Source organism: Paraburkholderia sp. MM5496-R1 (genome assembly GCF_050436205.1).
Lineage (GTDB): Bacteria > Pseudomonadota > Gammaproteobacteria > Burkholderiales > Burkholderiaceae > Paraburkholderia > Paraburkholderia tuberum.
In genome coordinates, this window is record NZ_JBNDLT010000001.1 from 1148403 (window position 1) to 1174537 (window position 26135).

The following is a 26135-nucleotide window of genomic DNA, read 5'->3' on the forward strand; positions in this document are numbered from 1 at the left end:
CATCTGCACTTCTCGCGGAATTCCGCTCGCAAGCCCGCTGGAAGGGGCGCGCGTCGGCTATAGTACTAGTGCCTCAGCGGACCGCCATGCCGGGTCACGCCTGCTTCCATGCTTCAGTTTCTGCCATGAAAAACCACGCTCATTCGTCGACGGTAACCCGGCTCGACCGCTCCCGCCACGCCGCGCCGCAAGTATTCGAACGACTGCGCGAAATGATCCTTTCCCTCGAACTCACGCCGGGTACGGTGCTGTCGCGCACCGAGCTGGCGAACCGCTACGGGCTCAGCCAGACGCCCGTGCGCGACGCGCTGATGAAGCTCGGCGAGGAAGGTCTCGTCGACATCTATCCGCAGCACGCGACGGTCGTCAGTCAGATCAACGTGACGTCCGCGCTGCAGGCGCATTTCCTGCGCCGCTCGATTGAACTCGAAGTGGTGCGCACGCTCGCGGAGCAGCGCGACGCCACGCTGATCGCTGAACTGCGCCTGACGATCGCGCGGCAAACGGAACTGCTCGACCTGAAGAACTACGAGCAGTTCTCGCTGCTCGATCAGGCGTTTCATCGGCAGATGTACGAGGCGGCCGGCGTGCCGCAGCTATGGGATCTGGTGCGTAGGTTGAGCGGCCATATCGACCGGCTGCGGCGCCTGAATCTGCCGGTGGAGGGCAAGACGATAGCGGTCGTGCGCGATCACACCGAGATCGTCGATGCGATCGACAAAGGCGATGTCGAGGCGGCGCAGGCAGCGCTACGCAAGCATCTGTCGGGGACGCTGAGTCAGATCGATCAGATCCGCACAAGTCATCCGAATTTTTTGGCGGACGAGTGAGCGTTCGCTGATTCGCTGGCTACGGCTGGTTCACGGTCATTCTGAATGGACCGCCGTTCGCCGCCGCGTGGGGTACCGCTTCGTTGAGCGGATCGCAACATCCTCGTTTTCATGTTCATCGAACCGGAAGCGCGGCGGCTGGTGGATCGCGCACGACGCGACAGCCCTAGGACCTTGGTCCGATTGACGCGACTGCCACGCGTGGCACCCTCGTACAAAGCCGGAATACTCATATTCAACCTGTCAGGGAGGTCGCCATGTTTTCATGGAGCCGGGAGTTCTCGGTCGCGGTCATGGCTGTGTCCGTGATGGCTTGCGCGGGAAGCGCCTGGGCAACCGAACAGGCTCAGCAGCGTCGCGCCGGACGTGACGTTCGCCAGGAGACACGCCAGGGTTCCCGCCACACGAAGCAGGAGTGCCGGGCCACGGACCAGAAGAGCAATTCGCAGTGCCGGCAGGACAAGCGGCAAACCAAGCAGAACGGCCGTGAGGCGGCCAGGAATATCAAGTATTGAGCGTTTGCGTTCGCGTGCGCCAGCTGGGCACTGAACCAGCGACAGCAGGGGATGGCAGACACCACGTCCACCAGATCAAGCGGGGAAGCTGATGCGAGCCTGCCGATACGTAGCGCTTTGCACCTTGCCGTTCATGATCGTCGGCTGTAACACGCCTCCGATCGCACCGGGCAAGCCGGTCGATATCCCGACTGCCCTCGAGCAGGTTCTCCAGGGGCTGTGCAATTTCCGCAAAGATCAGGCCAGCCGGAAGCAGGATCTGGGCGCTGCAATCGACTCTATCACCGTGGAACTCGACCTGACCGTCGACGGAGCGAGAAATCCCCCGGTGGCGGTGGCACCGGATATCCAGTTCATTCCCACGGTTAGCTATGGTCAGATCATGACGGCAAACAGAGGTAGCAGACTCGTGCTTACGCTGAAAAACACCGGCAGCGGTGCCCACGGCGGCGACTGCGATGTCACCGCGCCGGCCAGGTAGGGACCACTTTCGCTCGCCATAGTCTATGGCTTTGCGAATGCGGACAACTGGGCACTTGCCGCGCGTTGAACAGCGCGGCTCGCGCCAGCGTTGCACGTCAACCTTGGGCGATGCTCTCCCACGCGCCCGATTGAGCCGAGCGGAACACGGCATCGATCACCCGCATATTCGCGCGCGCATCTTCTAGCGGAATAGCCTGCGGGCTCCCACTCAGGATCGCCTCCGCGAACGTGGCGGCGGCTACGCCATATTGATCGCACACCGTAAGCTCCAGCCAGCGATCAGTCGCGACACCGTCGCTATTGTGCTCACTGATTAGCAGGCGCGTCGGTCGATCGTTTGGTGCATTGAATGGAATTTCGACTTCGATTCGCCCCTTGGTACCGTGAAATTGCATCCGCTGGTACGGATAGGTCTGAGTCGAGTAAAAGAAACTCGCCTGCACGCCATCGAAGTCCATCAGCACGGAGCCGAGCCGGTCCACTTTGAAGGTGGGATCCTGCTCCACCAGCGCAACTACGCGCCGTGGCTCACGCCCGATAGTGAAGCGCGACGTCGTGATCGGATAACAACCAATATCGAGCAGACCGCCGCCACCTAGCTCGCTCTTGTTGCGGATATTGTCTTCGTTCGTGTTGTGATAGGTGAAACCGCCGGTCACTGCCCGCAATTCGCCGATCGCGCCTTCGTCGATCAAGGTCCGCACCTTCAACCATTGCGGATGCGTGCGAACCATGAACGCTTCCTGGATGTATCGGCCGTTCTTGTCGCGCGCGGCGATCAGCCGTTCAACCTGTTGAGCGTCCAGGCTGATCGGCTTCTCACACAGGACGTGCTTGCCCGCCTCGACCGATTTGATCGTCCATTCCACGTGGAGATGATTGGGTAATGGAATATAGACCGCGTCGATTTCCGGGTCCGCGAGGAGCGCCTCGTAACTATCGTATGCGACAGCCAGACCATACCTGGCCGCGGCTTCCCGCGCCTTCTCCCGAGAGCGTGACGCGATGCCTTTCACCCGACACTTCGGCGCGTTGTGCATGGGCACGACCACCTTGTCGTTGATCTTTGCGGCGCCCAAAATTCCCCAGACTATTTCATCCTTTGCCATGACATCCCTTTATTCGATTGCGTATCCGATGAATCGAGCAGGCTGAACATTCGCGTGAGTCGACAAGTCGCGTGAGTCCGCGAACGACCAGAAGCACGCGATCGTATCAGTTTAACCGTGTCGACCCGCGATACGCGGCGAACACTGCAGGCCCTGGAAGTCGCCGACGCCGTCGCCATTCGCATCCATGAAGGTGCCTGCCGAGAGGCAATAAATGATCGCGCCAACTTGCTTGCCGCCAGCGAGGCGGTCGTCGTGATTCTTACGCGAAGCTTGTCCGATGCCGTGCGGCCCATTAACCGGCCGAACGATGCAGTTCGGTAGTCGTCCCCAAGGTGCTTCAACCTCATTGGTTTCCACGAGCAATTGCGGAGTCGCCTGAGTGCGATCCGGCGGCCGCGCTCGCGGTGGAGCGTCAAAGCCGATCACGCAGCGGTCAAAGGCGCGGCGCTGGCACTCTCATCGATCGATGAAACGGTACTGCGGATGCGCGTGGCGATTCGCGCGTCGAGCGGCGTGTACACGAGCATGCTCAGGTCTGGCCGACCATCGACGGCGAACAGCGAATACTCCATTTCGATGGTCCCGAACGCAGGATGCAGCAGGCGCTTAACGTGCTGTCCTTCGCTGTGGCCGAATACCTGGTTTTCGCGCCACATGCGTTCGAAGTCCGGGCTCGCGCGACACAGATCGTCGACCAGCTCGCCCACCTCGGAAGCGAGCCCCGCGCGGGCAACGTCCGCTCGGAACGTCCCCACGACGAAGCGCGCGACACTCTCCCAGTCGTGCTGTTTTGCCCGGACGGCCGGATCGCCGAACAGGAAGCGCAGGATGTTGCGCTGGCCCGGCGGCAGCGCGCTGTAGTCGGTCAGCACGACGGCTGCGGCGCGATTCCACGCGACGACGTCCCACGTCGCGGTCTTGATGATCGACGGGCTGGCATCGAGTGAATCGAGCACGCGCTGCAAGCGCGGGTCCACTGCATCGGTGGACCGGTAGCGCACTTCCGGGGGGCGTCCGAGGCCCAGCATGAAAAGATGTTCGCGCTCGGTATTCGTCAGCATCAGCGCCGCGCAGATGCGCTCAAGCACCGCGGCGGACGGCGCGCCGCCGCGGCCCTGCTCGAGCCACGTGTACCAGGTCGAGCTGATATTCGCGCGCTGCGCCACTTCTTCCCGGCGCAATCCGGGCGTGCGCCTGCGGCCCGAGAAGCCGAAGCTGGCCGGATCGAGCCGCGTGCGGCGACTACGCAGAAAGTCCCCGAGGGTTTGGGCAGTGTTCACTGGGATGATTAACCTGTTAGTCGCTTTACCGGGATAAGCTCACTACTTCAATAGCATAGTGAATGATCGCATAGTGCGTCGGTGGCTATTCTGGAGACTTGACCATGCGAATCTTTCTGACGGGCGCAACCGGGTTTATCGGCTCGGCTTTGGTGCCCGAACTTATCCAAGCCGGGCATCAGGTCATCGGCATGACCCGGTCCGATCAGGGCGCGCAGGCGCTCAGCGCAGCCGGTGCGCAGGTCCATCGCGGCACGCTCGAAGACACCGACAGCCTGCGCAGCGGCGCCGCGAAGGCGGACGCCGTCGTTCACCTTGCTTTCGACCACGATTTCTCGCACTTCGTGGAGAACTGCGAGAAGGACAAGCGTGCTATCGCTGCACTGGGCTCGGCGCTGGCCGGCTCGGATCGGCCGCTTCTGATCACGTCGGGCACGGGCGTCGGCAGCCGCGATCACGGGCAGCCGGCCACCGAAGACGTGTTCAACACCAGTCACCCGAACCCGCGCATCGGCTCGGAGCTGGCCGGCAACGTGCAGCTGGAGGCGGGCGTCAACGTGTCGGTGATGCGCTTGCCGCAAGTGCATAACCCGTACCGGCAAGGCCTCATCACGCCGCTCATCCAGATCGCGCGGGACAAAGGCGTGTGCGCCTATGTGGAGGAGGGACGCAACCGCTGGCCGGCGGGGCATCTGTCGGATGTCGTGCGGCTGTACCGGCTCGCGATCGAGAGGGGCGAACGCGGTGCGCGCTATCACGCGGTCGGCGAAGAAGGCGTTAGCGCCCGCGAGATCGCCGAGGCGTTCGGACACGGCCTGAAGTTGCCGGTCGTCTCGATCGCGCGCGACGAGGCGCAGGCGTACTTCGGATGGATGGCGATGTTCGCCGCGCTCGATATGCCGGCATCGGGCGCGCAGACGCAGGCGCGTTTGGGCTGGCGACCGACAGGTCCGACGCTTCTCGCGGATCTGAACGAAGCGCGCTACGTTCAGGTGTCCACGTAGCTTTCGCTGTCGCTGTCAGCCGCCGTCGCACGAGAACAAACCTGGAGCAACCATCGCCGCCATCATAGGTGTTTCATTACGCCACTCGCCAGCTTGCGCAATTCGTCGAGTTGCGTGACGAGCTGGAGGCACAGAATAAAGGCCAGCGTCGCTGCGGGCGCCGGGTGGCGTTCGGTCCATCGCAGCACCGGCGTCGCGTAGCGTACGCGGATCGTATCCCGCGTCATCACCAATGTAATCACGATTCCCACCACGGCGCCCACCAGCAAATCGGTCGGATAGTGAAAGCCGGGATAGGCGCGCGGAAGGCAAATGAACAGCGCAGTATAGAGAAGCACCAGCACGCCGACGCGCCGCGACGTGAGGAAGATGCCGGTGGCGACCGCCATCCATAGCATCGCGAACTCACCGAGGTGTATGTTGGACAGATATGTTTCGATGGATAAATCGAAGCTATTCGTTGTTTTCTAAAGAAATTGAGCCGGTCGCGGATGAGGGGGATGCGGCGATACACTGTAGTCGGATCTTTCAAGGAGGCCGTCATGAAACTGGTCGACTGGAACATTCAGTGGGGATGCGGCGTCGACGGCCGCGTCGACCTCGGACGGATCGTGCGGGAAGCACGCGCGTTGTGCGACTTCGACGTCCTGTGTCTGCAGGAAGTCACGCGCGGCTTCAACGAAGAACCGGCGGCCGGCGGACTGAAAGGCGCGCCATCGTCCGATCAGTTCGCCGAACTTGCCGCTCTGCTGCCGGAGATGACCGTGCTCGATGCGATCGGCTCCGATCTGCCCTCGTTGGGCGCGAGCCGTCATCGGCGGCAGTTCGGCAATGCCATCGTGACCCGTTTGCCGGTTCGTCAGGTGCTGCGCCATTCTCTGCCGTGGCCCGCGGACCCCGCCAAGCCGTCGATGCTGCGCGTCGCGCTCGAAGCGGTGCTCGAAGCCGACGTCGGTCCGCTTCGTGTCATCACCACACACCTCGAGTTCTATTCGGAGAAACAGCGGCTCGCACAAGTGGCGAGACTGCGCGAGTTGCATCAGGAGGCGTGCGCTCACGCGCGCGCTCCCGCGCGTGGCGAGAAGCCGGACAGTCCGTTTGCCGATACGGCGCGCCCGGTCAGCGCGATTTTGTGCGGAGACTTCAACAGCGCATTCGAAGACACCGCCTTTTGCCGAATGCTCGAACCGATCACCGACGCTCCGGCGTTCGTCGATGCGTGGGCCCGCGCGCACCCCGGCGAGCCGCGTGCCGCGACGGTCGGCCTATACGATCACGAGCAATGGCCCCACGGAGCATTCGCGTGCGATTTCGTTTTCGTCACGGAGGACCTGAGCGCACGCATTGCATCGTGCGATGTCGATCAGCACAGCCGCTCGTCCGATCATCAGCCGATGTGGCTGGAACTGCGTTGAAGGGACTCGGAGTTACCGCCCCGTTATTGGCGCGGGAAAATCTGACCGCGTGATTCGGTGGGATGCTTAAGGTGCTGTTAAGCGTTGCTCTGCGATGGTTGAGCCTATGTTCAAGCCCTGAGAATAGTGAGCACGTCACATGAATAGCAACCCGTCGCAAACTCGCGCGCATGCACTCAGTAAAGTCCCGCAGATCACGCTGGGCTTCTGGATCATCAAAATCGCCGCCACGACGCTTGGCGAAACGGGCGGCGATTGGGTGACCATGTCGCTCAAATTGGGTTATCTGATCGGCACCGCGATTTTTGCGGTTATTTTTATTGGGCTGGTCGCAGGGCAGATCAGGGCGCAGCGGTTCAATGCCTCGCTCTATTGGGCGACCATCGTTGCAACGACCACGCTCGGTACCACGCTGGCCGACTTCTTCGATCGTTCGGTGGGAGTCGGCTATTTGGGCGGTGTAGTCATCGTCTTCGCGCTTCTGCTTGTGAGCCTGGGCGTCTGGTACAAATCGGAAGGTACGGTGGCGGTGCAGAGCGTAACCACGCCCAAAGCCGAGTGGTTCTATTGGGTGACGATCCTCTTTTCGCAGACACTGGGTACGGCCTTGGGCGATTGGGTGGCGGGATCGGACGAAGGCGGTCTGCGGCTTGGCTATGAGTACGGCGCTTTGATCTTCGGTGGGGGGCTGCTGATCGTCGGTGCGCTTTATTACTGGTCGCGGCTGTCACGGACCGCTATATTCTGGGCGGCGTTCATCCTGACGCGTCCGCTTGGCGCGACCTTGGGGGACCTGCTCGACAAACCCATTTCTCAAGGTGGGCTCGAGATCAGCCGACTCTATGCGTCGGTGATTCTGGTTTCGTTCATGGCGCTCTGCGTGATTTTCTTACCGCAACGTCCTGCTGGGCGAGCGATGCGGTAGATGGCGCGAAGAGGCTACGAATGTTCGGGAATAGCCATTGCGTGCCCGCTTTCGCCGCGACACCGACGCGCAGAACGAGCGCGTCGACCTATCGGTAGCGCGCCCGCTCGACGTCCGTTCAATCGAGGCCGACATGAAGAATCCGTGGACGAAGAAGAACCCGTTCCTGAGCATGTGGTTAAGCGGCGCCAATACCGTCGCCAACTCAGCGCGGGTAAGAACGACAGCGGCAGCCAAACGCGCGACCTCCGCATTCTGGAGCGCCGCACTCAGCTCACCGAAGCCGAAGAAAAGCAGAAAGACACGCCGCTGAGCGGACTCGTCCGCTGTCGGGCGAATATGCCGGCTGGCGTGCGCGTTTGGACGCACGGCGTATCAGGACCGGGCGTTTCTCGACTCTCGCGTGGCGCCGCGTTGTTTGCCGTGTCTGCTCCTTCGATTACGGCAGCGACGAGTTTGACGCAACGCATTGGCACAGTGCCAGTTCATCCTCGCGAAGCCCGGCCTCGGGAATTTCGCTGCGCCCTCAAACTGGATGCGGTCCTGTCAACCCGGCCAAAACGGAAAAACGAAGGAGCGCGATAGTCGCGCTCCGTTCATTCATGGGTTACAGCAGGCAGGCTTACTTGATCGCAGTCAGGTAAGAGCCGGACAGGAAGCGTTGCGAACGCGGAATGGTCGCCGTGTAGGCCTGAATCGCGGCTGCCAGCTGCGGACGAATCAGGTTACGGTTGTAGTCGTAGATCGAATAGCCGTCGCCTTCGCCATTGCTCGGATCGCCGTTGCGCACGACATACCAGAACGCCTTTGCCACTGAACCGTTGTTCATCAGAACCTTCAACTGGTTGAATGCGGCCGTTTGTCCGGCGTCCGTACCGTTGGTGCCATTGTTGGTCTCGGTCAGCCAGATCGGCTTGGCGCCACTGCTAACGAGGTTCGACACCGTGGTCATGAATGCCTGCACCATCATGTCGTATTCGGCGCTGCCGAAGTAGGGGTGAACGTCGACGACATCGATCGTGGTGTTCAACGGGCTGGAAGCACTCTTCGTGTTGTTACCCATTGCCTTGATGTAGTCGGTCGCCTGGATCAGCTCGCTGCCCGCGGGCGGTTTCCAGCCGTTATTCGGGTACGCCGAGTTGTAGAAGTACGAGATGCCCTGAGTGTGCAGAACCGTTTTGTAGCCCGACTGGCTTTTCGTGTTCAGGATCTGTTTGGCTTCCGAATAGAGCGTCTTGCTGCGATTCAGAATGTATCCGGAGATACCGTTCGGATCGCCGTAAGACGGGTCCGAAGCGGAGAACGACCAGTTGGTCTCATTGAACAGTTCGATGTCAGCCGTAAAGGGCAGAACGACGTCCATGAGCGAGCCGAGATACTTCGTGAACGTCGCGTCGCAGAAGTCGAGTCGCGGTGACGATGCGCTCGGCGGATTTTTGGTGGCCGGGCATTGGTATGCGCTAGACGGCGCGTACATGCCCACCTGGAAAAGAATCTTCATGCCGCGCGTGCGCGCGGCGTTCAGAAGCGACTTCAGAAAGGCCACTTTGTTGGGGTCCAGCGTGCTGCCGTCGGCCAGCGTCATGAAGTCCCACGAAACGCCGAGGCGAACCGTACCCACGCCCAATCCGGCAATCAGATCCAGGTCCTTTGAGCATTCGTTCAGCGCCGTCTGATCCGCACTCCAGAGATTGCAGTTCACGTCCATTGCAAAACGGTCGTTTCCGCTTCCGGTGGGCGGCGGCTGCAGCGCCGCGAGTTGCTGGGCGGTGGCGGCGGTCGAAGTCGTCTGGGAGAACGCTGGCATCGATTGCCCGCACAACAGGGCTAAAACGGCGAATAGTGAGTAGAGTCTGAGTTTCATGGCTTAGCTATAAATTGCTACTGACCGGGGATGGGCCGAGAACGTTGGAATTACGTTTGCCGATGACCATCAGTTCCTGAAGCGATGGCATACGTAACGCAAACACGTCAAACGCGTGAGTCAACGGTCGCTGACATCACGATTGAAAATGCTCTTGCACGGGATAGGCGGGTTTCGTATCGATCGTCGCGAAACGGTTCAATCGCCTTGTCCCGCCCGTTGCACCAGGGCGCGGTTATAAGGCTGACCGTTCGCCTGAACCGGCGGAGAGCCATTGTCGGGGGGCACTACGCCGTTGCTGTACGGATCTGTAGCCGCGTTCGCGACTGTGTCGGCAGGCAGGGAGTTGGCGGTCACGGACGCGGTGCTGCCATCATCGCCTGTTTCACCGCCACAACCTGCAAGGCTTAGTACGCCTGCGATGAATGCAAGCGCCGAAGCAGTTTTTGCGATCTGGGGAAGCCGACGAAATGACGGTTTCAGTCTTGGAGAGAGTCTGCTGGAAAAGGACATCTGTCTATCAAGGCCGATGGAACCTTGCCGCTAAAACGAACAACGTTCGCGTGATAAGGACGTCGCCACGAAAAAATACGCAACAACACGAAGTACAACTGAATAATGACCGGCTTTTGTCAAGAGCCGCCCGCTGCCGCACTCGCGTGGGGCACTAATCGCGTTTTAATCTTCAGATTTAATGCGACCTACTGAAAACCCGCTTTCATCATTTTCAATCGGAAGATTCGGTAATTCGTCGCAAATTGCGAAGTTTCTCCAATCGAATCAAAATCGACAAGGTTTTCCCTGAGTAATCTGATGAATACGAATGATACAGAAATGGAACAAATCTCGCGCCATCGGGCGTAACTAAGCGTAACAACGAAATTTGTGCTATGTGAGGCCATCGGCAACGTGTCCCTCCTCGCTTCCCACACTTATCCAGAGGCGTTCTCGCGCCCGAGTTCGAGATTCACAAAGCAACAAAAAAACCGTTACAAAATTGTTACTTGTCGCTTTTAGACAGTCGGGGCACTTTAATTTCCGCCAATGTATGGTTCTTATCGGGATGGCTCGGGACCTAATTAAATGCTAATTAAATGTCTCGGTATGGTTTTAGAAAGAAAATAATGCTGCCGAGGCATTTATATGGGCCGTACCGGTCGCATCAAATAAATCGCGGAATGCGAATTTTGCCACGGTTTGACTTTGTGCTTTGGAACAAGGAGACGGCCGGGAGCCAACGGCGCGGAACCTGCATATCATCGCCAGCGAAACACGCGCAATGGCTCGCCGTGGTCGCGGCGAAACTCGAAGCCGCCGGACACCGGCGCTGCTTGCTATTCGCCACCGCGGACTTGCCATCGCGCCGATGCTGAGGCCTTGTTGGGCAACGCCTTCGTTGTAGGAGCAGGGCTTGGCAGTTCGGTAACGGTCAGCCGAGTCTCTTCGGCCGGGCCGACCTGGTCCGCCTGCCTGACGCGTCTTGCCGCCACGTTTGAGCGCGCAATCCATTTTCGCGCCTTCGCCATTTCCGCCGCCTCACGACGAATCTCAGGACGACATAGGGTTTTGCTCGCGCTCTCTAAAACAACCAGTCTTTGAAGTTTCATTGTTATGTGGCCGACCTCACAAAGCGGAGCAAGTCGCCGGCCTGACGCTGTCATTTTCCGGAAAGTTCTCTGCTACGCTCCCTAATACCATTGGCTCGCAATCAGAAAGCGAACGTAGCCGTCGCGCGACTCGTGCGCATTATCGCGCGGGTAACACGCAATAAAAGATGGCGACGAATGGTTCTGCGAGCCATTACCCGTTGCGGGAGATCATAGTCATGTTCCATCAACATGCGCCGACTCGCGCGGCGTTGCGTGCGTGCGCGCCGCTCCGAAGTCCGGGGCGCCGCGCGCTGCTGCGTGGCGTATCGGCCGCGGCGTTAGCAGGCGTTTCTTTTCCGCTATACGCGCAGCACGCAAGCATAGGACTGGTCACGCCGCCCATTCGTCTCGACGACTTCTGGCTGGTCGATCAAAGCGGCCAGAAACGGTTGCTAACCGACCTGTTGCGTCAGAAAGTGACTGCGTTGCAGACGATTTACACAGGATGCACTTCAGTTTGTCCTTTGCAGGGTGCGCTGTTCAGCACCGTTCAGCAACGGATATCGCAGTTACAGCACCGCCACCCCGTTCAGTTGGTGTCGATCGGAATCGATCCGCTTTCCGACACGCCGCCCGCGCTGCACGCATGGCTCATGCGCTTCCAGGCCGGACCCGAATGGCGGGCGGCCACGCCGACGTTGCAGGACGTCGACCGGATGCGCAGAGCGCTTTCGGGCAGCACCCTGCCACTCGGCAACATTGCCGATCACTCGACCCAAATCTACTGCTTCGATGCGAACGCAATGTTGCGCTGGCGAAGTGACGACCTGCCTCGCGCGGATCAAATTTGCGATGTACTGGGCGCATTAGGGCGTGTGTAACCTACTGGACTGAGGCTATGTCACAAAACCGATCGTTTAGGATCCTCTCGCAATCGTTCGACGGGTGCGTGAAAGCGTGGCTGCTGATCACATTCATGGCGACGCTTTCGATGTTCTCCACAGCTGCCGACGCGCAGACATCGAGCACGCTCACCGTCAACGGCACGACCTTGTGCGCCGACGTGAACGCCGAATCGAAGACGCCTGGCGCCTCGGTTATCGAGTGGACGTGCAATGGCGGGAATAATCAGCACTGGACACTGACGCAGAACAACGGGCTTTATCAGTTCGTCAACGTCAACAGCAACCTTTGCCTCGACATCTACGGTGTCAGCATGGATGCCGGCGCTGGGGCGGACCAGTGGACCTGCAATGGCCAGGCGAATCAAAGCTTTCAGCTGATCCCGCAAGGTGGCGGCTTTGCAATCGTCGCGTCGCAGAGTCATCTGTGTCTGGCTGCTGCCAGCCTCACGGCGCAGGGCTCGCAGATCACGCAGCAGTCTTGCAGCGGAACCGCTCTGCAGACGTGGCAGATCAGCGGCATGACCGCGAAAACATTGCCGGCAAAGTGGACTACACCCTATAACCTGTCGATCGTGCCGGCAGCTGCGGCGAATCTGCCCGATGGCACCGTGGTAGTGTGGTCCGCCGACCAGAAGCTGGACTTTACGGCTGGCGAAGTCACCCCCGGCAACACATACACCGCAATCTTTAACCCAACTACCGGCACGAGCAAACAGGTTCTCGTGTCGAATACCGGCCACGATATGTTCTGCCCGGGCATCGTCAATCTTCCGGATGGCCGCATTTACGTCACTGGTGGCTCGAGCAGCGACGCGACGAGTTTCTACACGCCTTCGACTGGAAAATGGTCGTCAGGTCCTCTAATGAATATTCCGCGCGCCTACCAAGGCAGCGTAACGTTGAGCAATGGCAACGTATTCCTGGTGGGCGGCTCGTGGAACGGAGGCGAGGGCGGCAAGACCGGCGAAACCTGGTCGCCGAGTACGGGTTGGCAGGTCAATAGCGCCATTCTCGCCGACTACATCCTCACGAATGACGCGGCTGGCATTTTCCGCTCCGACAATCATGCATGGTTGTTTGCGGTGGCAAATGGGCGAGTCTTCCACGCCGGTCCGAGCGTTGCCATGCACTGGTTCGATACCGCCGGCGCGGGCAGCGTGACGCCTGCCGGCAACCGGGGCAGCGATACCGATGCGATGAACGGCAACGCCGTTATGTACGATATCGGCAAGATCCTGGCTGTCGGCGGTGCGCCGAGCTACGAGTATGCCAACGCGACTGCGGACGCCACCCTAATCGACATCAGCAGCGGCACCGCGGTGACTCAAACGCTTACGCCGATGAATTACCGCCGCGCCTTCAACACCAGCGTGGTCTTGCCGAACGGTCAGGTGGTAGTCCTCGGTGGAGAGGCGTACCCGATAACGTTTTCCGACGACACCGCCGTGCTGGCGCCAGAGTTGTGGGACCCTACCACCAAGACTTTCTCGGTGCTCCCGCCGCAAGCCGTGCCGCGTAACTATCACAGCATCGCACTGCTGTTGTCGGACGGTCGCGTACTGAGTGGTGGCGGTGGACTATGCGGAACCTGCTCGACAAACCATACGAACCTCGAAATACTGACGCCGCCGTACCTGCTCAACGCGGACGGCTCGGCGGCAACACGACCGACCCTCACAGCCGCGCCCACTACGGCACAGCTCGGGACATCGATCGCCGTAACGGGCAGCAGTGGCATCACGGCCTTTGCGTTGATGCGCATGTCTTCGTCGACCCACGCGGTCAACAACGAGCAGCGGCGGGTACCCGTGACTTTCACGGTAGGAACGGCGGGCGAATATCTGATCAATATTCCTTCTGACCCGGGTGTCGTCGTGCCTGGCTACTACATGCTGTTCGGCCTGAACGCGAAGGGCGTGCCGAGCGTTTCGCGCACGGTGCAGATCCAGTGATGGCGTTACGGTCACGGCGAACCGCGGCGCGTGCGCTGGCGCTGGCGCTGGCGAACATCACGTATGTCGCGCATGGCGCGCCGCCTTGTGAGTCGAACGATCTCGGGTGTTCGATCTTCAACGGGCAGCATTCGGTTGAGGCGCAATTGCGCGACGACGATCGTCTGTTGCCCGGCTCGACCACGCGTTGTGCGAACTGCCATTCGCAAACCGGCTCGAGCGACGCATTCGCACCACCCTTGACCGCCGGCAACCTGTTTCCTGCGAAGAGTCGAAGGGACGGTCCGGCGAGCAGTTACGATCAGGCAACGTTCTGCAGGGCGCTGAGGGAAGGCATCGACCCGGTCAACGTGATGTTGCGCAAAGCCATGCCTCACTACCGGATATCCGAGACCGAGTGTGCGGCGCTCTGGCATTTCGTGACGAAGCGCTAGCACCTTTGCGTGCGGTTGCGCGAATTCGGCGCCGTTTGCTCCACCAGCTTTTGTCGGTGTTTTCACGCTATACGGGCGCTTGTTCGAAATGATCGAAATAGCGACATCGCAATTGCGCACGACCCCGTTGGTGCGAAAAACGCGAATGTGCGGCAGCGTACGGAGGTGCGGCAAGCCGTCAGATAGGCTGCGATGACTTCTGCTATGAATAACTCGATTTCTGTTTGCTGGCGCAATATATCGGATGCGGAAAAATTAGAAGTCTGCGCCAGATCTGGCGGAAGTCTCTTTTAGACCATAAGACGATTCATTTCGAGCACGCTTGCGAGCAGGACTGACGTACTCGGCCTGTGCGTCCGATTTCAGCCGTCCCGTGACAAAAAGCGAGATCTGGCAACGCCGCATCGCCTGCACATTAAATCGAGCTTCCACCCTTTTCGTACACCCGCCCTGGGGTTTCGATGAATCAGAACTCTCTGCTTACGAATGCTGCCGTGCTCCGGAATAACGATGTAAGTCTTTCGCGTTATTTCGACGTTCTAATGGCCAACCGCTGGCTGGTCGGTGGAATCGCCGGCGGCGTGCTCGCCGTGGGCGTGGCCTACGCGTTTATCGCGCCGTCGGTGTACCAGGCCGATATTCTCGTGCAGGTTGAAGACAGCATTCCGACCAACAATTCCAAAGGCCCGCTGGGCGACGTCGCCAGCATGTTCGACGTCAAAACAGAGGCGACGGCTGAAATGGAAATCCTGCAGTCGAGAATGGTGGTCGGAAAAGCCGTTGACGATCTGCACCTCGACGTCAGCGCAAAGCCCAGGCGCTTTCCATTGATCGGAGACTGGTTGGGCCGGCAAGCCCGGAGTCTTTCCGAGCCAGGTATCTTTGGATTTGGCGGATATGCATGGGGCGATGAAGCGATCAAGGTGTCCAGCTTCGACGTCCCGGAAGCATTCGAAGGCGAGAAGTTCGTTCTGACGGTTCTGGAGGGCGAACGCTACCGGCTGGAGCAGTCGGATCTCAGCGAGCCGATCGAGGGTCGCGTGGGCGAAAAGCTCGACACGAAACTGCCCGATGGCGCGATCACGCTGCAGGTCGATTCGCTGAACGCAAAGCCGGGCACGCAATTCATTCTGGAGAGACAGTCGCGCGAGAAGACGGTGGAAAGCCTGCAAAACCGGCTGACGGTCTCGCAGAAGGGTAAAGACAGCGGCATCATCGGCGCGTCGCTGACGGGCTCTGAGCGGCTGCTGACGGCCAGCACGCTCGCCGAAATCGGCAATGCGTATGTTGACCAGAATCTGAAGCGCAAGGCGGCGGAAGCCGAGAAGTCGCTTGCGTTCCTGAGCGCGCAACTGCCGCAACTCAAGAGCGACCTGGAGCGTGCCGAGGGACGCTATAACGACATGCGCAACCGCATGGGCGTGTTCAATCTGAGCGAGCAGGGCAAGGCCTATCTGGATCAAAGCGTAGCCACGCAGCGCAGCCTGCTCGAACTGAAGCAGAAGCGCGCGGAGATGGGCGCGATCTACGCGCCGGGTCACCCCGCGATCCAGGCGATCGATCAGCAGATCGGCATGCTGAGCAGCAGGATCGGAAGCTTGTCGCAGCAGGAACAGGCGTTGCCGGACCTGGAGCAGAATGCGGTGCGCCTGACCCGTGACATGAACGTGAACAACGAGCTTTACGTCGGCATGCTGAACAACATGCAACAGCTCAGACTGGTTCGCGCCGGCAAGGTTGGAACGGTGCGGTTGATCGATAACCCGGTGGTGCCGAAAGAGCCGATCAAGCCGAACAAGCTTCTGGTGATTATCTATGCTGCGTTGGGCGGCCTGATTCTGGGCGTGGGTGCGGCGTTCGGGCGTACGGCGCTGTATCGGGGCGTGACCGACGCGCAGGAGATCGAGGAGCAAACGGGCCTGAACGTCTATGCGAGCGTGCCGCTGTCGCAGGCGAAAGTCGCGCGAATCGGCAAGACGCCGAAGCTGCCCGCTGGCGAGAAGTTCCTGCTGGCGAGCGAGTTTCCGCGCGACCCGTCGATTGAAAGCCTGCGCCGACTCAGAACCGCGCTTCATTTTGCCATGCTGGAATCGGAATCGGGCGACAATCGCGTGCTGCTGACGGGGCCGACGGAACAGGTGGGCAAGTCGTTCCTTTCGGCGAATCTGGCGGCGGTCGTATCGGCGGCCGGCAAGCGGGTGTTGCTGATCGACGCGGACCTGCGCAAAGGTCATCTCGAGCAATACTTTGGTCTCGACTCGACACCCGGCCTGGCTGACTATCTGACGTCGGACGTGACGTCCGACCCGGTGATCATGCGTGACGTGCGTCCGGGCCTCGACTTCGTTGCGCGCGGAGCGATACCGGAGAACCCGGCCGAGCTTCTGGTGAGCGAACGCATGCAGCAATTCCTCGCGAAGACGAGCGAATACGATATCGTGCTGATCGACACGCCGCCGGTGCTCGCCGTATCCGACGCGACCGCGCTTGCGGATAGCTGCGGCACCGTGTTGCTGGTGACCCGCTTCGAGACCACTTCCATTGCGCAGGTGCTGGAGGCGACCGCGCAGCTCAAGCAGGCGAATGCCCGGGTGAAGGGCGTGATCTTCAACGGGATCGATACGGATGTCTATCGCTATAGTCTCGGCGCGCGCGCAGACCTCTATCGCAGTGCTTCCTATCTCGATGCACTGCCGGCCAGTGGAGAGGCAAAAAAAGACTAGCCTTCACGGCGCGAGGGCCGTCGTCACGAATGGCGATGAAAAATCAGCCGACTTTCGGCGTGAATGATTGGCGGATATCAAAGACTCATTCGTCAGTGTCGCTGGAGTTGTACTGAGTCAGGCGCTTAATTTCGTTTCGATTCTCTTGATCGGGAAGTTCTGCGGGCCGACGGCTATCGGGTACTTTTTATCCGCTCGTTAATCGGCTTGCGTCCGGACGTTGCGTGCATGGCGGCGGACAAGGCCCAGGCCGTGCGTGCAATGACGAGTTGCAGCGCCGTCGCCATACCGATCGGCCCCGCGCTTGGTGGCCACGATCATTTCCGCCCCTCCGATTCGATCCCGGTGATCGCCCTCGCATTCGGCGTATTTCCGCAACAGACGCTGGGTGAAGCGCTGACCAGCTGAGCGCACGGGCACCGGCGTCTTCATCTATGGCGGGATCTTTTCGACCTCTCTGTTTGTGCCGGCCGGCGTCTGCCATTTTGATGCCGATGATCTTCGTCCGTCGCGACGCCGGCAGCTTCGCGCTCGCCTACCGCGTCGGCTATTTTCGTGCGTCACGTTCTTCTGAACCCGCGCGCCGCCGGCGATGCGATGCGCTTGCCATTCTGAAGTTTGGCGCCGAAAGCGTGGCTAAACCCGTGGTATAGTGAGTTCGATTATTAGGTCGGCATCCATCCGCAAGCGGGACATTGCGCCCTTGTCAATCTCTGCCGGACTTTGGATCGCCTTCATCACACTGTCCGGTGCCGCTAGGGAAGATCTCAAGCCATAGCTACGCCACCGATGACATCGTGCTGTTCAACTTCTCAAAAATTCGATGTGGTCGTAAAGGGAGTGGAAGATGGTAACTTTCTTGACGCATGCCGCCTGTCTGCTGATCGGCGTGGCGATTGGGGTCTTCGCGTGTGCGCTTTGCGTTGCGCGCGCGAGAGGATCAAAGGAGGATAATTAGTCTCATCGCCCTCTTATGATTCATCCGTCATTGCGGATATCCGCTGCTTCCTCTTTGCAACACCATCAAGCGCTTTGGAGCAGGGCAGAACAGCAAAATGACGCAAACGGCGGAGTCGGCGTTCGCGTTCATCTCATCGATTGCAATTAGACGCCTTCACTGGACCGGGGTCAGGTAGGGACCCGATAGGAATCGCTGCGCTCGCGGGATGCTCGCGGTGTAGGCCCGAATAGCGGCGGCAAGCTGCGGACGAATCAGGTTACGGTTGTAGTCGTAGATCGAATAGCCGTCGCCTTCCCCGTTGCTCGGATCGCCGTTACGCACGACATACCAGAACGCCTTTGCCACCGAACCGTTGTCCATCAGCACCTTCAACTGATTGAATGCCGCGAGTTGTCCGGCGTCCGTACGGGTCGTCCCGTTGTTGGTTTCCGTGATCCAGATCGGCTTGAAACCGCTAGCGACCAGATTCGAAACGGTCGTCTTGAACGACTGCATCAGCGTTTGGTAGTCGGCGCTGCTGAAGTACGGGTGAACGTCGACGACGTCGATCTCGATGTTCAAAGGGCTGGAAGCACTCTTCGTGTTGTTACCCATTGCCTTGATGTAGTCGGTCGCCTGGATCAGCTCGCTGCCCGCGGGCGGTTTCCAGCCGTTATTCGGGTACGCCGAGTTGTAGAAGTACGAGATGCCCTGAGTGTGCAGAACCGTTTTGTAGCCCGACTGGCTTTTCGTGTTCAGGATCTGCCTGGCTTCCGAATAGAGCGTCTTGCTGCGATTCAGAATGTATCCGGAGATACCGTTCGGATCGCCGTAAGACGGGTCCGAAGCGGAGAACGACCAGTTGGTCTCATTGAACAGTTCGATGTCAGCCGTAAAGGGCAGAACGACGTCCATGAGCGAGCCGAGATACTTCGTGAACGTCGCGTCGCAGAAGTCGAGTCGCGGTGACGGTGCGCTCGGCGGATTCCTGGTGGCCGAGCATTGGTATGCGCTAGACGGCGCGTACATGCCCACCTGGAAAAGAATCTTCATGCCGCGCGTGCGTGCGGCGTTCAGAAGCGACTTCAGAAAGGCCACTTTGTTGGGATCCAGCGTGCTGCCGTCGGCCAGCGTCATGAAGTCCCACGAAACGCCGAGGCGAACCGTACCCACGCCCAATCCGGCAATCAGATCCAGGTCCTTTGAGCATTCGTTCAGCGCCGTCTGATCCGCACTCCAGAGATTGCAGTTCACGTCCATTGCAAAACGGTCGTTTCCGCTTCCGGTGGGCGGCGGCTGCAGCGCCGCGAGTTGCTGAGCAGTGGCGGTAGTCGCGTTCGTTGTCTTGGCGCGACCGTCCTTCGCGAAGGACGACATCGGCTGCCCACACAAAAGTGTTAAGACGGCGAATAAAAATAAAATTGTGAGTTTCATTTCGCAACTATAAATGCTGTCGCCTGGAATTGGTTCCGAAAACGTCAGAGTTAAGTGTGGCGATGAACATCAATTGTCGACGCGACCGCATTGACGGCACGGATACGTCGAACACGCGCATCGAATACCGTGTCGACGTCAGAGTCCCGCACTGACACTACACTTCGAACAGAGCGACTCAATCTTCCTAAGGATACGCCCCCTTGTTCGGCATTAGTCCAAGCTGAAGTTTGTTGTGTGACGCAATGCCTCACTATCAGATTTCCGACGCCGGTTGCGCCACGCTTGCCGGCGTATCACGAAGTCTTCGCGTCGAACTCCGCAATGAGCGAATCGTCCGGTCATGTACGGGAACGCACATCGATTCGTAGTGCCGAGCCGGGATACTTGCGACTTCGATGTGCAGCGCGAGTCATCGCATAGACCTTGCCGCGGTCAGTCATTACACAAGTTGTTCTTTCATCAAATGTTCTTTTTTCCTAAAGATGAAAATTTTCGTCTCTCTTTAGACAAATTCGAAATCACGAGCGTTCGAAAGAACGGTTACACGTCTGATAAAAGTATGCGTCTGACCTGAACGCTTTGTCATGATATTTACGCGTGATACCTGGCGATAAGACCAATCAAATAACGAAGCCATGATTCGAATTCTGCGTATTTGATTGTCAGAAGAACTGTTGGTGCACCCGATGAAGGCGACGTGTCGCGATCGAACAGTACGATGGCGACTTTATGCGCTATTGCTAACATTCGGTCTTTGAGTGAGATGTTACGCTCGTCGTGACTCGTCAGTGAATCAATGAAATTAGCTTCACTAAACGATTCACTTCCACACCAAAATATGTTTTGCAAGCGCAAGGTGCCTACGCCGGCATCGTTTCCCACGAGTTTCCGAACTGAGGAGATAGTATGTTCGAATCCAACGCCACCGCGGATCCGAAACTGGAAGAGGCGTGCCTTGAGCCGAATTCAAAACCGGTCGCCCTGGATGACTCGAACCCGCAAAGCGAGAACATCTTCGTCGCAAGGTGGGACGATGCAGTGAAGAGAACGATGGACGTTTGCGGGGCGTCGGTTCTACTCATCCTGCTCTTCCCGGTTCTTCTGATAATTGCGCTGGCAGTCATGAGCGATCACGGAAGCGCCGTATATGGTCATCCGAGAATTGGCCGAGGAGGACGTACTTTCAAGTGCCTGAAGTTCCGCTCCATGGTCAAGAACTCGGATGAAGTTCTCGCCAAACTGCTCGCAACCGATCCGCAGGCTCGTGCGGAATGGGACCGCGATTTCAAGCTTAAAAACGATATTCGTGTGACGCCAATTGGCCGCATTCTGCGCAAGACGAGCCTCGATGAGTTGCCGCAACTATGGAACGTGCTGCGCGGCGATATGAGCCTGGTGGGACCCCGTCCTATCGTGCAGAAGGAACTGGTGCGATATGGCCGCGATGTTCGTTACTACCTCGCGCTGAAGCCGGGAATGACAGGCTTATGGCAGGTCAGCGGCCGCAACGATGTGGACTATCCGACGCGGGTTTCGCTCGATGTTAAATACGCAATGAACCGCTCGCTGACATTCGATATGTCGATTCTTTTGAGAACCGTCAAAGTGGTGTTCGCCAAAGACGGCGCCTACTGAGCCGGCTGGGGCCCTTTCCCTGTCGTCGATTGCATGTCGTCCCGATCGCCGTGACCGATCGGGGATGTGTTCCGCTATTGCTGCGCAATTCACGAGAAACATGTTATGAGAGTGGTCCACGTAATCGAATCGACTGCTACAGGAACGCTTGCAGTTGTGAGCACGCTTGCGACGCGCCTCGCCAAGGAAGGTCACGAGGTGTATGTGATCTATTCAGAGCGCGAGGAAACACCGAAGAATTTGCGCGCGATGTTTCACTCTGACGTCGTCCTGCAGCATCTGCAGATGAAAGGGCCATCATTGGCTCGGATCATGTCTGTCTTGCGTCAACAACTCATCGAATTGAACCCGGATATCGTCCATCTGCACTCGTCATTCGCAGGTTTCCTGGGACGAATGTCGACCTTGTTTGCGTTGCCGTCAACGGCGCTTCTTTATAGCCCGCACTGCATCTCTTTCGTACGGCGAGACATAGGCAGGTTGAAGCGATACTGTTTCGCCGCGTTGGAGTTGCTTGCGTGTGTGAAGAACTGCACATACGTTGGCTGCTCCGAGAGTGAATGCGCCGCTATTCGCCGCTATCTTCGGCGAGATGCAGTACTGGTCGAGAACGCAATCGATCGGGCTGTCAGTGTCCAGGGCAACAATCGTTTGGAAAGCGCCGGAAAAGTCGGATCGACGAAAAGGCGAAAAATTGTGACTGTCGGCGGCATTCGTGTCCAAAAGAATCCGCGATTGTTCGCGGAGATTGCTCGCTCGTTTGATCGGGACGGCGTCGAGTTCGTATGGATCGGCGACGGCGACGCAGATCTCAGGAGGACGCTCGAGGACGCCGGCGTGCGTGTGACCGGTTGGCTTACGCGTGCTGACGTAATCGCGGCTGTGGCGCAAGCGGATATCTATTTGTCGACAGCTTCCTGGGAGGGAATGCCGATTTCTCTGATTGAAGCAATGACGCTCGGCACACCCGTTGTGGCGTCAGATTGTCCCGGCAATATAGACACCATTCGTCACAATTCGACCGGCGTTCTTTATCGGACGGCTGCGGAAGCGACTTCGCTGATCCGGAAGATGATAGCCGAGGATAAATTTCGTGAAGGTTTATTGCGGCGCGCGCAGGAAGAAGCGCGCAACAGATTCAGTGAAGATCGTTTCTTCAACAACATCGCGCTGCTTTATTCGGCCCAGTTGAGAAGCATTCGCCAGAGCCGTTCGGTGCTGAGCGAGTGACTACGTGAAGCTGCACGGCGGGGCTTAGCGCGATTTTCCGGCGAAGAGGGGGCGCGGCGCCGGTTTCAGTTGCTTGCGCAGACTGCGCGATTTGCAGCAAGCCGTCGTCTGGGACCGATTGCATACAGTGCTCTTGCCGAAGTGAAGAGTAGCGGACAAAAGCCTCTTCACGCGCGTGACCATCAACTCTTCATCGATTCGCGCAGTCGGGACGGGCGAAGAACTGGCCCGAACGTGCCGATGGGGCGCGGCAAGAATCGAAGCACCACTCCGTAGCCAACGTTCACGGAACGCCGATCGCGACGAGACTGACTTTGAGAAATGGTTTGCGCGTGTCATCGCGCAAACCATTTTAATTTTTAGAGCCGCGCGAGATATCGCTCCACGCCCGAGGCGGCGATTATATCTGTCCACCGCAAATGCAGCAGCGTGGAGGGGTCATTTTTCGGCACCATATCGCCGTGGAAATTGCAGATGCTAGAGAATACGTCTGGGCCCGTTACTTTACATTGAATTCCAAACTTGGCGGCGGCGTTCAGATTCGAAGGCGAGTCATTGCAGATGATTCTTTTGCCGAGCGCAGCATATTCCAGAAGCTTGGTCGGCGTCTGCACGTCGTACGGACGCTTGTACGGGATGGTTGAAATAGCAATCTCGCAGTTGCGAACCACCGCGAGGGCGTCGCGTTGCGCAAGACGTCCCGTGAACAGGATGCCGGGCGATCGAAGATATGCGTCGGAGATTTCCTTTTCAACAGGCCCAATCAGAACGAGGGTATCCGAGTCGCGCTTGGCGGCCAGGAAGTCCCTGATGAAGCCGACAAAGCCGCGTTCCCGCGTTATCTCGCCCAGATAACAATACGTTCCGGACGGAAGCGCCTGGTTGCGGTCAGCATCCGTCGCGAAAATCCAATCTGGTACGCCCATCGGCAGGAAAACGGTGTCTACGCCGTCGCGGAAGCCCATGACTGCACTCATTGAGTCGTTCTGAAATATTCGAAGGTCGGGCCGCGGTTGAAACGTTTTCTTGATGCTGTCCTTTAGCGCACTGTTACGCCCGACAGACAGCGAGCGGTAATCGTGGATAACGTATTTTGCAGCAGGGATCCTGGGGTAAAAGCCCATGATGCACCAGAGAACGTACTCCTCCGGATTCTTGACTTTTTTGTAATCATCCAGTGTCCCCGACGTTACCTTACAGTCGTTTCTCACAAAATACTTCGTGTAGGCGTCTATCTCTGGATAATTCGCCTTGCCGGGGTGAAGAATGAATATCTGCATGTCATTACCACCGTTCAAATGTCGTCTCTTCGGCTGACTCAGTGCTACCAAGGGCAGTTCGAGTCGCATTCTTGAAATGTCGCACCTCAATGGATTGGTCAAGCATTGGTTAGCTTGATATCCGTTGGCAGAAATGTCGCGACGTTGGACTGCTCTATCACCCGGTCCCAAATGAGGTCTGCGAAGTCCGTCCGACGATTCGCTGTCGCACCGCGCGCGGCGTCTTCATCGATTCCGTCAAAGATGTTCGCCGTGGTGATCACACTATGGATGCCCATCTCTTCACAGCATCTGATATTCGACGGCGAGTCGTTGCACACGATTTTCTTGCCGAGCGCAGCATACTCGAGCAGCTTGGTCGGCGTTTGATAGCAGTGCGGCCGGTGATAGGGGAAATAGCACACCGCAACATCGGATTCGACCACGTGCTTCAGCGCCTCACGCTGCGGCAACGGCCCGGTGAAAATGATATTTTTTGCATTCGAAAATCTTTCGTAGATGCGCGGGTCCGGTTTTCCCACCAGGAGGAGGGAGACGTCGCGCTTCTGAAAGTTGTTTATAAATGCTTCCAGCACGCGATCGAAGCCCCGCTCGACGCTCATTTCGCCGATATAACAGAAATCAGCTTTCTTTTCGGTCTGACCGCCATCCTGTACCTCGAAGATCCAGTTCGGCACGCCCATGGGCAGGATCACACTGGGTACGCCGTAACCGAAACCCATGATCTCCTGTTGCCGTTTGTTCTGAAAGATCCGCAGATTCGGCTGGCAATTGAAATACCGCTTCGCGACGTCTTTCATCGCCGGCCAGCCGCCAACGGAGAGAGAACGGTAGTCATGGATGACAAAGTCGGATTCAAACCGGTTCGGATAAAAACCCATGATTTCCCACAACACGAAATTTCGTTTGTTATCGAGGGCCCGGTAATCGCTAATTGTTCCGACCATCACATCCACGCCGCGCGCTTTAAAATAGTTTTGATAGGCAGTAATTTCCGGATAATTGGCGGTACCCGGAGACGTGATGAAGATTTTACGCATGCCGCCTTCCTTTTTAACCGTGGAGATAAGGAACAATAAGGCCGTTACGAGTAATGCACTGGCGGTCCGGTTGCGCCTTTGATTGACAGGTGCTCGAACGTTGACCGCTTGTTCTGCTCGAAGCCGAGATCGCGCGCGATAGTATTTTTATTAGCGAATACCTTATCGTGACGATTCGCCGCCCTGGGTTGGATGCAGCGCGGTGCACGACGGTGTCGTACGCCGCTGCGCGAGCTGTCGCGTCGGCGCTGTGCTTTCTACGCCTGGTTCAATGCACGTGGCCTGCTAAAGATGCGCTGAGCCAGGCGCCTGACGCGTCCCAGTCGCAGATAGCGCGGCACCAACGTCAGGCCCGTGAGCTGCGCGGCAAACCACGACACGGAAGAGTCATCGTCAATGTCGAACGCCTTGAGTCGGAACGGGTCGCTTCCTTCGTCATTCCAGCCCACGTCGGTCGTGCGTGCGGTCTTGTAGCCGGCGGCCTTCAGCAGCTCGACTTCGCGCGGACCATAAATGCCATAGGGATACGCGAAATGCTCGCAAGGCTTACCTACGATCCGTTCTACCTCCGACTTTGATAGCGCAAGCTCTTCAAGGCATTCGTCATCGTCACAGAAGGTTAGTGTCGGGTGATAGCGTGTGTGAGACTGAAAGTCGACATAGGGGCGCATCTCTTCAATATGGGCGGCGCTGAGGCCACTAATCGTCGCCGCTGGGTCTGGCAAGTCCTGACGAAAGCCTCGCGCGTCGAGTTCAGCCAGGCGCTCGTGGTTTTTCATGCGAATCAGCCGCTTCACACCTGCATCCCTTGCGACAGGATGCAGGAACCAGTGAGTACGATCGTGCGCCACGACACTGCTGCAGATGTAAATGGTCGGGTACACGCCGTACTTGATGAATACGGGCAGCAGATTTGCATTGCCGATATGGCCGTCGTCAAACGTGACGGCCACGCGCGGGCGACCACTACCTCGCGAATTTGCCTGCGACAACGGCACGAACTCGACCTTGTCTTTCAGGTACTCAAAATGAGCCTCGAGCGTGGCGGGCGACGGATCGTGATAGAGCAGAATCGCGGTGCGATCGCGCCAGAGAAAGGCTCGAATCGCCGCGGGGGTTCCACTGAAAAGCAGCGCGCGTGTGAATATCTCACGCATCAATTGTTTCATATGCATCCCAAGCTAACGGCGTTGAATGGGATTGTGCCGTCACGGCCACAAAAGCGATGTGCGTTAGCGTACGGAGGTGATGATCGTCTTCAGATAGTCTGCGATACCTGTTAGTGTGAAATCTACGCTAATTTTCCACCGAGGAATCTACTGCGGGGAAACAGTGGTTCAGCGGAGAATTAGGCAGTCTTATCTTTGTACGGTAAGACGATTATTCTGAAGTTGGTGGCGCGCAAAGCAGAGGAATTGTTGACAGATTGCGTTGCACACCGAACTGACGCGCGCAGCGCCCGCACCCAAAATGTTGCCGTCCCGTGACAAAAAGCGAGATCTGGCAACGCCGCATCGCCTGCACATTAAATCTAGCTTCCAC

At 58.4% G+C, this 26135-nt stretch carries 22 protein-coding genes and 2 pseudogenes; 15 read left to right on the top strand and 9 right to left on the bottom strand.

Annotation, left to right across the window (positions count from 1 at the left end; translation table 11 throughout):
* The first annotated feature begins 125 nt into the window (after positions 1-125).
* The 3 genes from OKW38_RS05605 (at position 126) to OKW38_RS05615 (ending at position 1826) form a co-directional block, all read left to right on the top strand.
* Positions 126-830, top strand: coding sequence for a GntR family transcriptional regulator (locus OKW38_RS05605; protein WP_184023359.1), 705 nt, complete (start codon positions 126-128; stop codon positions 828-830).
* Between the two features lie 257 nt (positions 831-1087).
* Positions 1088-1345 (top strand): hypothetical protein, encoded by a 258-nt coding sequence (locus OKW38_RS05610; RefSeq protein WP_187614321.1) that lies wholly within the window; start codon positions 1088-1090, stop codon positions 1343-1345.
* A 133-nt stretch (positions 1346-1478) separates the two neighbouring features.
* Positions 1479-1826, top strand: a complete 348-nt coding sequence (locus OKW38_RS05615) for a hypothetical protein (protein ID WP_090811698.1) — start codon at positions 1479-1481, stop codon at positions 1824-1826.
* A 97-nt stretch (positions 1827-1923) separates the two neighbouring features.
* Here OKW38_RS05615 and OKW38_RS05620 read toward each other — a convergent pair whose 3' ends face one another.
* From OKW38_RS05620 to OKW38_RS05630, 3 genes are all read right to left on the bottom strand, one after another.
* Complete coding sequence (locus tag OKW38_RS05620; RefSeq protein WP_429360385.1) at positions 1924-2937, bottom strand: Gfo/Idh/MocA family protein; 1014 nt, start codon at positions 2935-2937, stop codon at positions 1924-1926.
* Between the two features lie 111 nt (positions 2938-3048).
* Complete coding sequence (locus tag OKW38_RS05625) at positions 3049-3297, bottom strand: hypothetical protein (RefSeq protein ID WP_429360723.1); 249 nt, start codon at positions 3295-3297, stop codon at positions 3049-3051.
* Positions 3298-3362: 65 nt separating this feature from the next.
* Positions 3363-4220, bottom strand: a complete 858-nt coding sequence (locus tag OKW38_RS05630) for a helix-turn-helix transcriptional regulator (RefSeq protein WP_429360387.1) — start codon at positions 4218-4220, stop codon at positions 3363-3365.
* Positions 4221-4324: 104 nt separating this feature from the next.
* Here OKW38_RS05630 and OKW38_RS05635 point away from each other — a divergent pair, with 104 nt between their 5' ends.
* A complete protein-coding gene (locus tag OKW38_RS05635) occupies positions 4325-5224 on the top strand; it encodes an SDR family oxidoreductase (RefSeq protein WP_429360389.1) in 900 nt (299 codons plus the stop codon).
* Between the two features lie 62 nt (positions 5225-5286).
* On the opposite strand, the pseudogene OKW38_RS05640 reads toward OKW38_RS05635, so the two are convergent.
* A pseudogene (locus OKW38_RS05640) lies at positions 5287-5631 on the bottom strand (phosphatase PAP2 family protein); the annotation flags it as partial.
* 135 nt (positions 5632-5766) lie between these two features.
* Here OKW38_RS05640 and OKW38_RS05645 point away from each other — a divergent pair.
* The 3 genes from OKW38_RS05645 (at position 5767) to OKW38_RS05655 (ending at position 7877) form a co-directional block, all read left to right on the top strand.
* Entirely contained in the window at positions 5767-6639 is an 873-nt protein-coding gene (locus tag OKW38_RS05645; protein ID WP_429360391.1) for an endonuclease/exonuclease/phosphatase family protein, read from the top strand.
* Between the two features lie 139 nt (positions 6640-6778).
* Complete coding sequence (locus OKW38_RS05650) at positions 6779-7564, top strand: COG4705 family protein (RefSeq protein WP_429360393.1); 786 nt, start codon at positions 6779-6781, stop codon at positions 7562-7564.
* A gap of 133 nt (positions 7565-7697) precedes the next feature.
* The gene (locus OKW38_RS05655) at positions 7698-7877 is read left to right on the top strand and encodes a hypothetical protein (RefSeq protein ID WP_429360395.1); all 180 of its coding nucleotides are present in this window, start codon (positions 7698-7700) and stop codon (positions 7875-7877) included.
* Between the two features lie 309 nt (positions 7878-8186).
* Here OKW38_RS05655 and OKW38_RS05660 read toward each other — a convergent pair whose 3' ends face one another.
* Positions 8187-9371 (bottom strand): glycosyl hydrolase, encoded by a 1185-nt coding sequence (locus OKW38_RS05660; RefSeq protein ID WP_429360397.1) that lies wholly within the window; start codon positions 9369-9371, stop codon positions 8187-8189.
* A 1882-nt stretch (positions 9372-11253) separates the two neighbouring features.
* Here OKW38_RS05660 and OKW38_RS05665 point away from each other — a divergent pair.
* The 6 genes from OKW38_RS05665 to OKW38_RS05690 all read left to right on the top strand — a co-directional run bounded on the left by OKW38_RS05665 (position 11254) and on the right by OKW38_RS05690 (position 17684).
* The gene (locus tag OKW38_RS05665; RefSeq protein WP_429360706.1) at positions 11254-11898 is read left to right on the top strand and encodes an SCO family protein; all 645 of its coding nucleotides are present in this window, start codon (positions 11254-11256) and stop codon (positions 11896-11898) included.
* Between the two features lie 17 nt (positions 11899-11915).
* Entirely contained in the window at positions 11916-13874 is a 1959-nt protein-coding gene (locus OKW38_RS05670; RefSeq protein WP_429360399.1) for an RICIN domain-containing protein, read from the top strand.
* A complete protein-coding gene (locus tag OKW38_RS05675) occupies positions 13874-14308 on the top strand; it encodes a hypothetical protein (RefSeq protein WP_429360401.1) in 435 nt (144 codons plus the stop codon). The genes OKW38_RS05670 and OKW38_RS05675 overlap by 1 nt, the downstream gene beginning before the upstream one ends.
* A gap of 461 nt (positions 14309-14769) precedes the next feature.
* Complete coding sequence (locus tag OKW38_RS05680) at positions 14770-17031, top strand: polysaccharide biosynthesis tyrosine autokinase (RefSeq protein WP_429360403.1); 2262 nt, start codon at positions 14770-14772, stop codon at positions 17029-17031.
* Between the two features lie 228 nt (positions 17032-17259).
* The gene (locus tag OKW38_RS05685; protein ID WP_429332492.1) at positions 17260-17439 is read left to right on the top strand and encodes a hypothetical protein; all 180 of its coding nucleotides are present in this window, start codon (positions 17260-17262) and stop codon (positions 17437-17439) included.
* An 80-nt stretch (positions 17440-17519) separates the two neighbouring features.
* The gene (locus OKW38_RS05690) at positions 17520-17684 is read left to right on the top strand and encodes a hypothetical protein (protein WP_244145196.1); all 165 of its coding nucleotides are present in this window, start codon (positions 17520-17522) and stop codon (positions 17682-17684) included.
* A gap of 461 nt (positions 17685-18145) precedes the next feature.
* On the opposite strand, the gene OKW38_RS05695 is transcribed toward OKW38_RS05690, so the two are convergent.
* Positions 18146-19231, bottom strand: a complete 1086-nt coding sequence (locus OKW38_RS05695) for a glycosyl hydrolase (RefSeq protein WP_429360405.1) — start codon at positions 19229-19231, stop codon at positions 18146-18148.
* A gap of 1215 nt (positions 19232-20446) precedes the next feature.
* Here OKW38_RS05695 and OKW38_RS05700 point away from each other — a divergent pair.
* Both OKW38_RS05700 and OKW38_RS05705 read left to right on the top strand, forming a co-directional pair.
* A pseudogene (locus tag OKW38_RS05700) lies at positions 20447-21043 on the top strand (sugar transferase); the annotation flags it as partial.
* Between the two features lie 105 nt (positions 21044-21148).
* Positions 21149-22273, top strand: coding sequence for a glycosyltransferase (locus OKW38_RS05705; RefSeq protein WP_429360407.1), 1125 nt, complete (start codon positions 21149-21151; stop codon positions 22271-22273).
* A gap of 359 nt (positions 22274-22632) precedes the next feature.
* On the opposite strand, the gene OKW38_RS05710 is transcribed toward OKW38_RS05705, so the two are convergent.
* The 3 genes from OKW38_RS05710 to OKW38_RS05720 all read right to left on the bottom strand — a co-directional run bounded on the left by OKW38_RS05710 (position 22633) and on the right by OKW38_RS05720 (position 25762).
* Positions 22633-23553: a glycosyltransferase gene (locus OKW38_RS05710; RefSeq protein WP_187614579.1), complete on the bottom strand. Its 921-nt coding sequence runs from the start codon at positions 23551-23553 to the stop codon at positions 22633-22635.
* A gap of 98 nt (positions 23554-23651) precedes the next feature.
* On the bottom strand, positions 23652-24593 hold the full coding sequence (locus tag OKW38_RS05715) for a glycosyltransferase (protein WP_429360409.1): 942 nt from the start codon (positions 24591-24593) through the stop codon (positions 23652-23654).
* A gap of 257 nt (positions 24594-24850) precedes the next feature.
* Complete coding sequence (locus tag OKW38_RS05720; protein WP_429360411.1) at positions 24851-25762, bottom strand: polysaccharide deacetylase family protein; 912 nt, start codon at positions 25760-25762, stop codon at positions 24851-24853.
* Positions 25763-26135 lie beyond the last annotated feature (373 nt).